12 protein-coding genes and 1 pseudogene are annotated in these 13,884 nt (G+C 70.7%); 6 read left to right on the forward strand and 7 right to left on the reverse strand.

Annotated elements, in window-relative coordinates; all coding sequences use genetic code 11:
* Positions 1-185: 185 nt before the first annotated feature.
* A pseudogene (locus ACWDU1_RS18230) lies at positions 186-878 on the reverse strand (ribonuclease D); the annotation flags it as partial.
* 137 nt (positions 879-1,015) lie between these two features.
* Positions 1,016-1,651: a DUF3000 domain-containing protein gene (locus ACWDU1_RS18235; RefSeq protein ID WP_449999873.1), complete on the reverse strand. Its 636-nt coding sequence runs from the start codon at positions 1,649-1,651 to the stop codon at positions 1,016-1,018.
* A gap of 199 nt (positions 1,652-1,850) precedes the next feature.
* On the opposite strand from ACWDU1_RS18235, the gene hemE reads away from it, so the two are divergent.
* From hemE to hemQ, 3 genes are read left to right on the forward strand one after another with little or no spacing between them, the layout of a single operon-like run.
* The gene (gene hemE, locus ACWDU1_RS18240) at positions 1,851-2,906 is read left to right on the forward strand and encodes a uroporphyrinogen decarboxylase (RefSeq protein WP_449999875.1); all 1,056 of its coding nucleotides are present in this window, start codon (positions 1,851-1,853) and stop codon (positions 2,904-2,906) included.
* A 49-nt stretch (positions 2,907-2,955) separates the two neighbouring features.
* Positions 2,956-4,311, forward strand: a complete 1,356-nt coding sequence (locus ACWDU1_RS18245) for a protoporphyrinogen oxidase (RefSeq protein WP_449999877.1) — start codon at positions 2,956-2,958, stop codon at positions 4,309-4,311.
* Between the two features lie 47 nt (positions 4,312-4,358).
* Complete coding sequence (gene hemQ / locus ACWDU1_RS18250; RefSeq protein ID WP_449999878.1) at positions 4,359-5,054, forward strand: hydrogen peroxide-dependent heme synthase; 696 nt, start codon at positions 4,359-4,361, stop codon at positions 5,052-5,054.
* Between the two features lie 97 nt (positions 5,055-5,151).
* Here hemQ and msrB read toward each other — a convergent pair whose 3' ends face one another.
* The 4 genes from msrB to ACWDU1_RS18270 all read right to left on the reverse strand — a co-directional run bounded on the left by msrB (position 5,152) and on the right by ACWDU1_RS18270 (position 9,504).
* Positions 5,152-5,604 carry a peptide-methionine (R)-S-oxide reductase MsrB gene (gene msrB, locus ACWDU1_RS18255; RefSeq protein ID WP_449999880.1) on the reverse strand — a complete coding sequence of 151 codons (453 nt, stop codon included), beginning with the start codon at positions 5,602-5,604 and terminating at the stop codon, positions 5,152-5,154.
* 38 nt (positions 5,605-5,642) lie between these two features.
* Positions 5,643-6,989 carry a glycosyltransferase family 87 protein gene (locus ACWDU1_RS18260; protein ID WP_449999881.1) on the reverse strand — a complete coding sequence of 449 codons (1,347 nt, stop codon included), beginning with the start codon at positions 6,987-6,989 and terminating at the stop codon, positions 5,643-5,645.
* Between the two features lie 107 nt (positions 6,990-7,096).
* Positions 7,097-8,644, reverse strand: a complete 1,548-nt coding sequence (locus ACWDU1_RS18265) for an alpha/beta hydrolase (protein WP_449999883.1) — start codon at positions 8,642-8,644, stop codon at positions 7,097-7,099.
* A gap of 95 nt (positions 8,645-8,739) precedes the next feature.
* Positions 8,740-9,504 carry a pyrimidine reductase family protein gene (locus ACWDU1_RS18270; RefSeq protein WP_449999884.1) on the reverse strand — a complete coding sequence of 255 codons (765 nt, stop codon included), beginning with the start codon at positions 9,502-9,504 and terminating at the stop codon, positions 8,740-8,742.
* A 35-nt stretch (positions 9,505-9,539) separates the two neighbouring features.
* On the opposite strand from ACWDU1_RS18270, the gene zapE reads away from it, so the two are divergent.
* Positions 9,540-10,556: a cell division protein ZapE gene (gene zapE / locus ACWDU1_RS18275; RefSeq protein ID WP_449999886.1), complete on the forward strand. Its 1,017-nt coding sequence runs from the start codon at positions 9,540-9,542 to the stop codon at positions 10,554-10,556.
* 129 nt (positions 10,557-10,685) lie between these two features.
* The gene (locus tag ACWDU1_RS18280; RefSeq protein WP_449999888.1) at positions 10,686-11,486 is read left to right on the forward strand and encodes a tyrosine-protein phosphatase; all 801 of its coding nucleotides are present in this window, start codon (positions 10,686-10,688) and stop codon (positions 11,484-11,486) included.
* 16 nt (positions 11,487-11,502) lie between these two features.
* Here the strand turns inward: ACWDU1_RS18280 and ACWDU1_RS18285 are convergent, their stop codons facing one another.
* Entirely contained in the window at positions 11,503-12,036 is a 534-nt protein-coding gene (locus tag ACWDU1_RS18285) for an N-acetyltransferase family protein (RefSeq protein ID WP_449999890.1), read from the reverse strand.
* A 201-nt stretch (positions 12,037-12,237) separates the two neighbouring features.
* Here ACWDU1_RS18285 and ACWDU1_RS18290 point away from each other — a divergent pair.
* Positions 12,238-13,884, forward strand: a 1,647-nt coding sequence (locus tag ACWDU1_RS18290; protein ID WP_449999892.1) for an FAD-dependent oxidoreductase, incomplete at its 3' end; no start/stop codon positions are given.

The following is a 13,884-nucleotide window of genomic DNA, read 5'->3' on the forward strand; positions in this document are numbered from 1 at the left end:
GCGCCCGGGAGGCCCGGGCGCACCGGCCGGGTCGACGTGTTCAGCCCGCCGGCGCGCGGTCGGTCAGTTCACCGGAGCGGCGCCAGGATTCGCGTTCCGCCGCGAACGCGGCATTCTGGCGGGCCCGGAAGGCGTCGATGGAATCGGCGTTGTCGTCGAGGAAACGGCGGTGCTCGGCCAGCCGGAACTCGCCGGGGGTCGTGCGCAGTTCGCCGCGCCCGGCCGCGTCGATCCGGTTTGGGCCCGGCCGGTTCGGCGCGCCGGATATATTCGAATTCCTGTGCGGCCCATTCGGTCTTGCCCTGTTCGGCCAGTTCGGCGGCCACCGCGTCCCGCAACTCGGGCAGCAGTTCGACATCCAGCGCGGCGTAGTTCAGCCAGGCCTCGGGCAGCGGCCGGGTGGACCAGTCGGCGGCGCCGTGCCCCTTGCGCAGGGCCCGGCCGAGCAGCTGCTCCACCATCGCCGCCAACCCGACCCGGGGATACCCGGCGAGCCGGCCGCCCAGTTCGGTATCGAACAGGGTCGCCGGCCGCAGGCCGAGTTCGGCCAGTCCGGGTAGGTCCTGATCGGCCGAATGCAGAATCCATTCGAGCGAATTGATCACGGCCGCGAGCGGTTCCAGCGCATCGGCCACCGGGATCGGGTCGATCAGGACGGTGCCCGCGCCCACCCGGCGCAGCTGGATCAGATAGGCCCGTGACGAATACCGGAAACCTGAGGCCCGTTCGGCGTCCACGGCCAGCGGGCCGGTACCGGCGGCCAGGCGCGCGGCGGCGGCGGCCACCTCGCCGGGGGTCCGGCAGACCGGGGGGATGCCCTCGGCGGGCGTCAGCAGCGGGACGGCGTCGGGTACTCCGGGGTCGCCGGTATCGGGCACCTGGGCCGTCTGCGCGCCCCGTGTGCCCTGGTCGGCCGCGGCGGCGCCGCGGTCCGGATGACCACCGGACAGGTGGTCGGGCTCCTCTACTACCGGCATAAAGGGCCACTCTACGTGGCCCGGGCTACCGCCGACGGTCAACCACGGTCGGTCCGGGTGGACTCCGACGGTCGTAGATCGGTGATACCCGCGGGTGGCAGACCCGCCGCATAGGCCAGTACTTCGCCGAAGGCCTCCACATGCGGGCACATCTCGGTGCTGCGGGCGGTCCAGGAAGCCCGTAGCTCCAATTGATGCGCCCGGGGCGGACCGGCGATATCGCCGTAGCGCACCGAACTGGTGGAGGTCACGGTGCCGCCGAGCGCGGTGAACGGGACCTCCCGCGATTCCAGCGCGTCGGCCAGCCAGCTCCACGCGACCTCGGGTAGCAGCGGATCGGCCGCCAGCGCCCCGTCGATATCGGCCTGGATATAGGCGACCAGCCGGAACACCCCGTGCCAGGCCTCGTCGCCGTTGGGGTCGTGTAGCAGGATCAGCCGGCCGAACGCATCTCCGTCGGAATCGATCGGTACCACCGAGGCGTCCTCGTGGATCACCTCGGCGCCGAGTGCGTACGAGTACGGCGCCAGGCGCTGTGGCGGCCGGATCGGGGCCAGCTCGATCCGCGGGTGCACAGAGGCGGCGCCCATCGCCGAAACGGCGGCACGAAACGATGCGGGTTCGTCGCCGGGCCCATCGTCCGGTGCGCCGTCGCGGATATCGAGCGGTGTCACGGGGAATGACGGTAGCCCTGTCACACCCGGGGCGCGCGGAGGCGCGCCGGGCGACCGTTGTTGCTGGATGATCGGGTCGGGTCGTGGTAAATACCGCGCAACCCGCCGCCGGCGCCCGCCGAGACGCCGCCCGGGTCGCCCGTGAGGTGGCCCCGGGCTTGCGCACCGCGCTCGCCGCCGCCGCATACGATGGCTGGTGATGAGCACATATACGCGCCGCCGGTTGTCCGATGCCCCGTTCCTGGCCGCCGCCTCCGGCGCCACTCCGGCCCGGCGGCCGGTGTGGTTCATGCGCCAGGCCGGGCGGTCGCTGCCGGAATACCGGGAGGTCCGGGCCGGGATCGGCATGCTGCAGTCGTGTTTCGATCCGGAGCTGGTCTGTGAGATCACGATGCAGCCCGTGCGGCGCCACGGTGTGGATGCCGCGATCCTGTTCTCCGATATCGTCGTCCCGCTCAAAGCGGCCGGGATCGATCTCGATATCGCGCCCGGGGTGGGTCCGGTGATCGCTTCCCCGATCCGCACCGCCGCCGATGTGACCGCCCTGCCCCGGTTGCGGCCCGAAGAGGTGGGCGCGGTGACCGATGGGGTGCGTCTGCTGGTGGACGAACTCGGGCAGACCCCGCTGATCGGGTTCGCGGGTGCGCCCTTCACGCTGGCGTCCTACCTGGTCGAAGGCGGGCCCAGCAAGAACCACGAGCGCACCAAGGCCATGATGCACGGCGATCCGGACGCCTGGCACGCGCTGCTGGGGGTGCTCACCGATATCACCATCGTCTTCCTGCGTGCCCAGCTCGAGGCCGGCGTCGACGCCATCCAGCTGTTCGACTCCTGGGCCGGTGCGCTGTCGCTGGCCGACTACCGGCGCTTCGTGCTGCCCCATTCGGAGCGGGTGTTCGCGGAGCTGGCCGATTCCGGTGTGCCCCGGATCCATTTCGGAGTGGGCACCGGTGAGTTGCTGGGCGCGATGGGCGAGGCGGGCGCCGATGTGGTCGGGGTCGATTGGCGGGTGCCGCTCACCGAGGCCGTGCGCCGGGTGGGTCCGGGGAAGGCGTTGCAGGGCAATCTCGATCCGGCCGTGCTCTTCGCGGGCAGTGCGGTGGTGGAGGCCGAGGCGCGGCGGATCGCGGGTGAGGCCGACGGCGCGCTCACGATGGGCGCGACCGGGCATATCTTCAACCTCGGGCACGGCGTGCTGCCCGATACCGACCCGGGTGTCCTCACGGCCCTGGTGGAACTCGTCCACGAACTCTGAACGCAGATCCCCCCGGTCGTCGCCGGCTCACCAGGGATACGGTCGGAGCATGAGAATCGCGGTGGTCGGCGGGGGAATCAGCGGTCTGGTGACGGCGTACCGGCTGCGGCGGCTGCTCGGCGACCGGGTCCGCCCGACCGTTGTCGAGGGCAGCGAGCGGCTCGGTGGCGTGCTGCGCACGGTGCCGATCGCGGGGGAGCCGGTCGATCTGGGCGCCGAGGCGTTCGTGGGACGGCGGCCGGAGGTACCCGCTCTGCTGCGTGATCTCGGCATCGCCGATCAGCTGGTGCATCCCGCCGGATTGCGGCCGCTGCTCTGGGCCGGTGGCCGGACCCATCGGCTGCCGGAACGCACCCTCATGGGTATACCCACCGCACCCGATTCGGTGGCCGGGCTCGTCGACGCGGAGACCCTGGCGCGGATCGCGGCCGAGCCGACCCGGCCCCTGGACTGGCGGCCGGGCGCCGATATCGACGTCCATACCCTGGTCGCCGACCGGTTCGGTGCCCAGACGGTGGCCCGCAGCGTCGATCCACTGCTGGGCGGCGTCTACGCGGGCAGCGCCCGGTCGATCGGAGTCCGGGCGGCGCTGCCCACCGTGGCGGCCGCGCTGGACCGGGGCGCCACCAGCCTCACCGCCGCGGTCACCGCCGCGCTGCCGCCCTCGTCGGACGCCCCGGTATTCGGCGCGCTCCGCGACGGCTACGGCGCCCTGCTGCGCGCGCTGGGCGAGGCGGCGGCCGCCGACACCGTGCGCGATACCCCGGTGACCGGCCTGCATCGGGTCCCGGGCGGCTGGCGGGTGGACCCGGTCGGGGACTTCGACGCCGTGGTGCTGGCCACCCCGGCGCCCGTCACGGCCCGGCTGCTCGCCGATATCGCCCCCGCCGCGGCGGCCGCGGCCGGCGCGATCGAGCTGTCGTCCTCGGCGCTGGTCGCCCTGGAACTGCCGAAGGACACCGCGCTACCGGAGAATTCGGGGGTGCTGGTGGCCACCGGAGAAGCCTTGCGCGCCAAGGCGTTCACGCTGTCGAGCCGGAAATGGACACATCTGGCGGCGCGGGATACCGCCCTGGTGCGGGTGTCGTTCGGGCGATTCGGCGACGATTCGGCCCTGCGCTGCCCCGACGCCGAGCTCGTCGCCGCGGCCACCGCCGATCTGGCCACCGTGACGGGCGTGCCGATCAGCCCACTGTCGGCGGTGGTGCAGCGCTGGCCGGGCGGCCTGGCCCAGTACGCACCGGGCCATACCGAACGGGTGGCCGATATCGAGGCGGCGCTACGGGAATTCGACGATCTCGCGGTGACCGGCGCGTATCTGCGCGGGGTCGGGGTGCCGGCCTGTGTCGCGGCGGCGGGCGCCGCCGCCGAACGGATCGCCGCCGCGGCCACGACCCGGGCCTGAGCCCGGCCTCCGGCCCGGCCGCACCCCGCGAGTGGCACGATGGGGGCATGGCGCGACTCGATTACCAGGCTCTCAACTCCACCATCCGCTATCTGATGTTCTCGGTCTACCGGGTACGGCCCGGCGTACTGGGCGAGGACCGGGCGGCGGCGATCAAGGAGGCGAAGGCATTCTTCGACGGGCTCGCCGACCGCGATGTGGTGGTCCGCGGCGTCTACGACGTGGCGGGAATGCGGGCCGACGCCGATTTCATGGTCTGGACCCACGCCGAACGGGTGGAGGATCTGCAGGCCGCCTACGCCGATTTCCGGCGGACCACCGAACTCGGCCGCGCCACCGAGCCGGTGTGGAGCAATGTGGCGCTGCACCGTCCGGCGGAGTTCAACAAGAGCCATGTCCCCGCGTTCCTGGCGGGGGAGGACCCGGGCAACTACATCTGCGTCTACCCGTTTGTCCGGTCCTACGAGTGGTACCTGCTGCCCGACGACGAGCGTCGCAAGATGCTGGCCGATCACGGCAAGGAGGCGCGCGGGTACCCGGATGTCCGCGCGAACACCGTCGCTTCCTTCGCGCTCGGTGATTACGAGTGGATCCTCGCGTTCGAGGCGCCGGAACTGCACCGGATCGTCGATCTGATGCGCGATCTGCGGGCTACCGAGGCCCGGATGCACGTCCGGGAGGAGACCCCGTTCTACACCGGCCCGCGGGTCGATATCGATCAACTGGTCGCCGCGCTGCCCTGAGTGCGGGGACGGACAACCGCCCGGTAGGCACCCCCGGAAATCGGGGCATGCGTACCGGGCGGTCTTTATGTAACGTACCGATCGGCGAACGGAGGGCTCACTCCGCTGAGCTGGTCGAGGGGTGCAGCCGCAGTGAGATCGAGTTGATGCAGTACCGCTTGTCCGTGGGCGTCGGATAACCCTCGCCTTCGAAGACGTGGCCGAGGTGGCTGTGGCAATTCGCGCACAGCACTTCGACCCGCCGCATCCCCAGCGAATCGTCGGCCCGCAGGATCACCGCGTCCGAATCCGCCGGATCGAAGAACGACGGCCATCCGCAGTGCGACTCGAACTTCTCGGAACTGCGAAACAATTCCGCCCCGCAGGCCCGGCAACTGTAGACACCCTCGGTCTTCGTATCCGTGTACTCGCCGGTGAACGGTCGCTCGGTGCCGGCCTCGCGGAGCACCGCGTACTCCGCCGGATCCAATTTCGCCCGCCACTGCTGCGGCGTGAGCCGGATCTTCGGGGCAGGCAGGGAGGTATCGGTCGCGTCCGTTTCGGAACTCATGCCTCCACGCTAATACGTCCGGCCCCGCCCGTCTCGTATCAGCTGCGTACGGCCTGCGTCTCGGCGATCCGGGCGCCGGCGGGCTGCGGGGCCCGGCCGGGCTCGGGCGCGGGTGGCGGGACCGGTATCGTCGCCGGCTCGGCGATACCGGTGCCGGTATCGCGGGAATCCGGCGCCGCGGTCATCCAGTCCGGGTCCAGATGCGGCAACCGGCCCTCGCGCCGGGCACTCAGATACCGGTCGCCCAGGACACAGAACACCACGATCAGCAGGAGGCCCCAGCCGAAGGTGATCCGCAGATACTCCAGGTTGCGCCCGATATCGGGCCAGCGGTCCGACAGCCATTTGTCGTAGGACAGGAACCCGAATATCGCCAGCCAGGCCGGCCAGTTGCGCAGCACCGAATTGCGCAGCACCACCGACATCAGGAACGGGAACAGCATCATCGAGTAGTACATCTGGCCCAGCGAGGCCAGCAGGAATTCCGCGGTGAGCAGAACGCCCGCGGAGGTGGTGACGAAGAACAGCTCGTCCTCGCGGTAGTACCGGTACAGGATCCACAGCGACAGCAGGACCAGCACCGCCATCGAGAGCCGGATGCCCCAGGTGAGCCAGGGCGGCAGGCCGTAGTACTCGGCGTTGCCGGGGATGGCGCTGTTGAAGTAGTCACGCGTCTCGAGCAGGTACGGGAAGGTGCGCGTGAAGAACTCTTCCGGATCCCGGGACAGCGGCCAGGCGACCGCGGTCAGCGCGATCGGTACCACGGCGGCCCCGATCACCGTGTTCCATTGTTTGCGGACCAGGGCTATCAGCACCAGCGGTGCCAATGTGGGCTTCACGGCGATGGTCAGACCCATGACCACACCCGCCCACAGATCTCTTCGCTGCAACAACAGGATCAGGAACAGCATCTCCGCCAGCAGCAGGCAGCCGTTGACATTGGTGAACACCAGGGTGTTGATGACGGTCTCGGAGAGGAACATCGCCAGCAACAGCACCGGCGCCGCGATCGACCGCAGCGTGTAGTTGAACAACCGCAGCAGCAGGTACCAGGCGATCAGGATCGCCACCGCGTTGAGCAGGATGAACAGCCAGCGCGACTTCTCGTAGTCGATCACCGCGATCGGCGCGATCAACAGGGTGCCGCTGGGCGGATACAGGTAATGCGGATCGACCGAGTCGAAATTCGCCGTGTACACCTCGCGCCCGTTGAGGAAATCCAGCGAGGCCTGGTAGACGGGCTTGTAGTCGTCGGTCACGAAACCGTTGACAGCCTTGATGAACACCCGGTTCAGCACGGTCATGACCGCCAGCGGCCAGAGCGCGAACCGGATCACGTCGGCGGTGGTTCGAGCGGTGCGAGGCTCGAGCTGTCGAAGGAACACCACGGCACGGTACACCGGATGGTGCCGTGGTGTTGCCGGGACCCACCCTCGACGCGCCGGTCAGACGCCCCTCCGGGGCGGGCGTGCCGCCCGCGGAGAGGCCGCGGTCAGGCCGGGCAGGCGGTGCCGTCCCCGGGCAGCCGGCCGTCGCGGAAGTAGTCGACGAGCGCGGTCTGCGCGCAGCCGGAGCGGGCGCTCACCGGATGTCCCCAGCCCTGCCAGGTCATGGTCGCGGTGCGCGCACCGGCCTTGCCCAGGGCCCCGGTGACCGAGGCCTGGGCCGCACCGGTGACCGGGTCTCCGGCACCGGTCAGCACGAGAACGGGCAGTTCCAGCTTCTCCAGCGCCGGCGGTGCCTCGGTGACCGGCCACGCCGAACAGACCAGCATGGACATCGCGGCGGCGCGGCCGAACGCCGGATATTTCTGCGCCCAGATACCGGTCAGGTCGGTGACCTGCGGGGCGGGCGGCGGCTGCGGTGCGTCGGTGCAGCCGTTGACGAACTGACCGTCAGCGGCGGTGGCCGCGGCCTGACCGGCGGCGAGCGCCTTCAGACGGCCGGTATCGCCGCGTCCGGCCGCCGCGAGAGTGTCGGACAGTTCGGCGATCCGGGTGGACTGATCGGCCCGCGGGCTGCCGAGGAAACCGGTGATCGCGGTGCGGACCGCGTTTGCCGAGAGATCGCCCAGACCGCCTTCGGAGGCCTTCTGGATCAGTTGTGTCACGGCGGTCCGCGGATCCGGCCCCAGCGAGCAGGAGGTGGCGGCGCACTGCTGGGCGAAGGCCGTCAGGGCGGCCTCGGCGCCCTGGACGGCGGTCTCGGCCCGGGTGATCGCGTCCACGCCGACCGGCGCGGGGGCGTCGAGTGCCAGCCGGGCCAGCCGGTCGCCGTATTTGCGGGCGTATTCCATCGCGACCGCGGAGCCGCTGCCGGTGCCCAGCAGGGCGATATGGTCGACCTCCCATTCCCGGCGCAGCTGCTCGATATCGTCGGCGGCGTGCGGGGCGTCGAAGGTGCCGTCGTAGGGCTGCAGGAAATCGCGGCACGCGATGGTGCCGTCACGCGAGAGGTCGGACATGGTCGCGACGGGGTCGCCGGGGCCGAACTGGCCGTTGTCCTGGAGTCCGGCGCGGATATCGGTGGGCAGGCAGTCGATCGCCTGGGAACTGCCGATACCGCGACGGTCCACGGCCACCAGCGGATGCGCGGCCAGCAGTGCGCTCGCCGGACCGGTGACCAGCCCGGCCAGGGTGGCGGTGGAGGAGCGGTCCACCCCCGAGGTCAGCACGATCGGCGGCGCGTCCGGCGGGGTCTGTGGCAGGCGGGCGCGCATCGCGCCGGTGCGGAAGTTGCCCAGTACCGTGCCGGCGGTGTCGATCGGCGTGGAGAAATCCGCGCATTCGAGGACCAGTCCCGCCGGCCCCGGACCCAGGCCGAGCGCGTCGAAGGTCGCCCGGGCACAGTCGCGCCAGGGCAGATCCCGTTTCGGCACCTGCGCCGCGGGCGGCGGCGGGACCTGGGCCGTGGTGGCGGAATCGCCTGGTACAGGCGGATGTTCGACGGCGACATGCGGGCGGTCCGAGGGACCGGCGCCGCATCCGGCGATCATGATCAAGAGTGCCGAGGCCGGCACCACTGCCCGAGTCCAGCGCATGCGATACACCCTGCCAGGTCCGGATCGGCCGCGCCCGCGCGGGACGGCGTCGCGGGTCGCCGTTCGCGGTGCGGGTTCCCGGCCCACGCCGGAACTCACGATCGCACCCAGCGGGTCAGCACCGTTCCATCGGTGTCGAACAGCACATGCGCGGGTGTCATCCGCCAGGCGAATTCCTCGTGCGAGACCGAGATCCGCCGCGCCGTGCCGCCGGTGAGCAGCGGTGCGGTGGTCAGGCACAATTCGTCCACCAGACCGGCGCCGGCCAGCGACCCGAACAGCTGCGGACCGCCCTCGCACAACACCCGCCGCAGTCCGCGGCCGGCGAGGACCTCCGGCACGGTCCGCGGGTCGATCACACTCTCACCCACCTCGATCACCTCCGCGCCCGCGGCGGCGAGGGCCTCCCGGCGTTCGGCGGGCGCGGCCGCGGTGGTGAGGACCAGGGTGGGGGTCCGCGCGGTGGTGAGCACGCGATGACCGGGGTCCAGCGCGGCGGTGGCGGTCACGATCGCGATCGGCGGCGGTGTGCCCTCCGGATGGCCTCCGATACCGCGCTCCGACAGTGCGCGGCGGCGGCCCGGATCGGTCTGGGCGCCGCCGTAGTTCTCCGCGCGCACGGTACCGGCGCCCACCAGCACCACATCGGCGAGATCGCGCAGCAGATGGAAAACCTGTTTGTCCGCCGGGGATCCGAGCGCCTCGGTGACACCCCCGGACCCGGTGGCCGCGCCGTCGATGGTGGATACGAAATTCACCCGTAGCCAACCCGCTTCCGGTTCCGCCGGATAGGCGTACAGGGCGGCGAGGGCGTCGGCGTCGAGGTCTGTGAGCTGGATCGCATCGGGGCTACGCTGCATAACAGAAGCTCATATCACGTCATTAGGCTGCTGCCATGCCAGATCGCCTCGTCGACCGCCGCCCGGAGGTCCCCGCCGACCAGTTGGTCGCCCAGATGGTGCCCCCGCCCATGTTCGACGAGGTCGGTTTCGACACCTACATTCCCGACCCGAACGAGCCCAGCCAGGCCGCGGCCGTCGCCTCGGCCCGTACCTTCGCCGAGAAGGTCGCCGCCATCCACAAGGCGACGCACAAGAAATCACTGTTCGGCAAGAAGAAACCCACCCAGGGCGCGGGCCTGTACCTGGACGGTGGGTTCGGCGTGGGCAAGACCCACCTGCTGGCCTCGATCTTCCACAACGCGCCCGCACCCAGATCCTTCGGCACCTTCGGTGAGCTCACCAACCTGGTCGGTGCGCTGGGCTTCGCCAATGCCGTCGACCGGCTCGCCGCCAACAGTGTGCTGTGCATCGACGAGTTCGAACTCGACGATCCCGGTGACACCATGCTGGTCTCGCGGCTGCTGACCGAGCTCTCCGCGCAGGGCGTCTCCGTCGCGGCCACCTCCAACACCCTGCCCGGGCAACTCGGCGAGGGCCGGTTCGCCGCCCAGGACTTCCTGCGTGAGATCAAGAAGCTCGGCTCGATCTTCGACACGGTGCGGGTGGACGGACCGGACTACCGCCACCGGGATCTGCCACCGGCGCCGGAACCGAGCAGCCCGGAGCAGCTCACCGAACGCGCGGCGGCGACCCCCGGCGCGACCCTGGACGATTTCGACGCCCTGCTGACGCATCTGTCCACCCTGCATCCGTCGAAGTACGGTTCGCTCATCGACGGGGTCCGCGCGGTTTTCGTCTCCGGCGTGCATCCGGTGACCGATCAGGCCGTCGCACTGCGTCTGGTGGTGCTGGCCGACCGGCTCTACGACGCCGGGACCCCGGTCACCGTATCGGGTGCGAAACTCGACGAGATCTTCTCGCAGGAGATGCTCGACGGCGGCTACCGCAAGAAGTATCTGCGCGCCATCTCCCGGTTGCTGGCGCTGTCCCGGTTCGAGGTTCCGGCGTGACGAGTGCCCGGTGGTAGCCACCGGCACTCTGCCGCACGGTTTCCGGGTTGACCGGGCGGTCGCGGCTTGGTTTGCTGGACCGGGCACGCCACGGTGGGAGTGCCGTCGGGCACCGAGGGGAGTTCGGTCATGAGTCATCGTTCGGCGCGCGTCCCCGCCGCCGTCCTCACCGGCGTACTGGTGGCCCTCGGTCCGGCCACCGCCTTTGCTCCGGCCGCCCCGCCGGCCGCCACCGACGCGCCGGCGATCGACCGGTCCCTGCATCTCACCGGGGCACCCAACGCCCGTGATGTCGGCGGCTATCGCACCACCGACGGGCGCACCGTGCGCACCGGCGTCGCCTATCGCACCGATCAGTTGCTCAATCTCACCCCGGCCGATCTCGACGAGCTGAACCGGCGCGGCGTGCGAGTGGTCGACGATCTGCGCACCGTCTACGAGCGTGCCCTCGGTCCGGACCGCCTGCCCGCCGGCGCCCGCGCCAACTGGTACGACGTCATCGGCGCGGCACCGCTGCCGGAACTGATGTCGACCCTCGCCGGCGGCACCGACCTGTACCGCGCGTTCATCACCGCCCCCGGTGCCGACCGCGCGGTGGCCGCGGTACTGCGCGATATCGCCACCATTCCCGACGGGCAGGCGGTGGTGTTCCACTGCACCGCCGGTAAGGACCGCACGGGCTGGGTCGCGGCGGTGCTGCTCACCATCCTGGGCGTGGACCGCGCAACCGTGACCGAGGACTATCTGCTGTCCAACCACTATCGCGGCGCCGCGCCGGGCGATCCGATGGCCGGTGTGCAGCGCGAATGGCTGGACGGGGCGTTCGATCAGGTAACGGTGAGTTACGGCACCTTCGACCGCTACGTGAGCGAGGGCCTCGGCCTGAACGCAGCCGAGGTGCAGACCCTGCGGCAGCGATTGCTGGGCTGATCCCGGCCGCCGCGGCTCAGAACGCCAGGCGCAGCAGGTAATCGTGATGGACCTGGCGTCCGACGGTGAAGGTCCGGGTGCCCACCTGTTCGAGGCCGAACTTCGCGTAGAAGCGCTGCGCCCGCAGATTCTCCTGGTTCACGCCCAGCCAGATACCGGCGTAGCCCGCGCCCCGGGCCCGGTCCAGCGCGGCCTGCATGAGCGCGTCGGCGACACCGGAGCCGTGATGTCCCGGTAGCACGTACATCTTGCTGATCTCGAGCACCGGATCCAGCGCCACCGCCGCGGCGACGGCGGGATCGGTGGGCGGTTCGCCGTGCAGAAGCGCGTAGCCGACGATCTCGCCGTCGGCGACCGCCTTGAGCACCGTCCGGGACGGATCGGACAGATACTCGCCGAACCGTTCCCCGGACAGCACATCCGCCAGGAACACCTCGATATCGTCGAGGTCGGCGTCCGGGGGACAGGCCAGTGGAAACGTGGCCGCGGCGACATCACTGAGCGCCTCGGCGTCCCACAGCCCGGCCCGGTCCACGGTGACAGTGGTCATAGCACCAATGAGACCACAGCGGGGTCGGCGGCGGTGCCGCAGATGCGCCACCGTCCGGTGATGTCCGCAGGTCGGGCCTCCGCCGCCACCGCGTCCGCGCCGATCCCGCGGGCCGCTACCGGCTTTCGCCCGACCTGCGCCGATGCCCGGAAATCGGGCTCCGGCTTTGCTGCCGGACGCATCCGACGTAATCTCTCGCCCATGAGGAGCGGGAACCGCATCGCAATCGTCGGTGCGGGTATCGCGGGTCTTGTCTGCGCGAAGGTCCTGACTGAGGATGGGTTCGCGGTCGAGGTGTTCGACCGTGCCCCCGATATCGGCGGCGTGTGGAGCGAGACCCGCCGTTACCCGGGCTTACGGGCGCAGAGCAGCAAGAACACCTACCACTTCTCCGACCATCCGATGCCGGCCGACTACCCACGGGTGCTCGACGGCGCGCGGATGCAGGAGTATCTGGCGAGCTATGTGCGCGCGTTCGGGCTGACCGGCAAACTGCGCCTGCGTACCGAGGTGGTGGCGGCCGATCCGGTCGACGGCGGCTGGCTGCTGGAGATCCGCGATATCGACGGCGTGCACCGCACATCCTGCGATCACCTGGTGATCGCCAACGGGGTGTTCAGTGAACCCGAGGTCCCCGAGTTCGCCGGCGCCACCGAATTCGCGCGTGCCGGTGGCCAGCTGGGGCATTCGACCCAGTTCCTGGACGTGGAAGCGGTCCGGGACCGATCGGTCGTGGTGGTCGGATACGGTGTCGCGGCCTGTGATCTGGCGACCGAGATCAGCCGCGTGGCGGCGGGCACGACCGTGGTGGCCCGGCGGCTGATGTGGAAGATGCCGCGCCGCCCGGCGGCCGGTCTCGATGCCGAACGGCTGCTGCTGACCCGTACCGGCGCCGCGCACTTCCGGCATCCCGAACCCGGCCGGTTCGAACGCCTGCTGCACGGGCCCGGCCGCTCTTTCCGTGAGAGCAACCTCGACCTGGTCGAGGCGCTGGTCGCCGAACGATCCGGCGCCGCGGAGCTGGGCCTGGTACCCGACGGACGGTTCGAACGGGCTCCGGAGGCAGCGTTCGGCCTGGCCAGTGATGGTTTCGCCGATCAGGTGCGCGCCGGTCGCATCATCGTCCGGGGGCAGACCCGGGTGGCCGGGCTGGGTGGCGACGCCTCCGGACCCTACGCCGAACTCTCCGACGGGCAGCGAGTGCGCGCGGATATCGTCGTCTGTGCCACCGGTTTCCAGCAGCGGGTGCCGTTCCTGACGCCGTATGTGCAGCGGCAGCTCACCGACGATCACGGCAACTTCCGCTTGTACCGGCAGATCCTGCCGTTGGGGGTCCCGCATCTGACCTTCGCCGGATACAACTCTTCACTGCTGAGCGCGGTCGGCGCGGAGGTCGGCGCGCACTGGACCGCGGCGTTGCTCACCGGCGCGCTGACCCTGCCGCCGGACGAGACCATGACCGAGCGCATCGATGCCCGGTTGCGCCTGCTCGGCGAACACACCGGCGGCCGGCATGCCCACGGCTGTGCGGTGACCCCCCATGCCATCCGGGAGATCGACGAACTGCTCGCCGACCTCGGGGTCCGCTTGCCCGCCGGCGCCCGGGCCGCGCAATGGGTGCGGCCGGTTCGACCGGGTGATTTCAAGGTGCTGTCGCGCCGCAAACGGGGCCCGGTGGGTCCCCCGTATCGGCAGGCCACCGCTCCCGCGAAGGCCGCGGAAGAGTCCGCACCGCAGGGCGGGCAGCCCGCGCCCGCGGGGGAGCAGCGGCCCGCCGTCGAGGTGCCCGCGGATTCGCCCACGGTGCAGATTCCGGGCGCGGCGGTCGCCGCGAATGCCGCCGCGCAG

The organism is Nocardia sp. NPDC003345 (assembly GCF_053589395.1).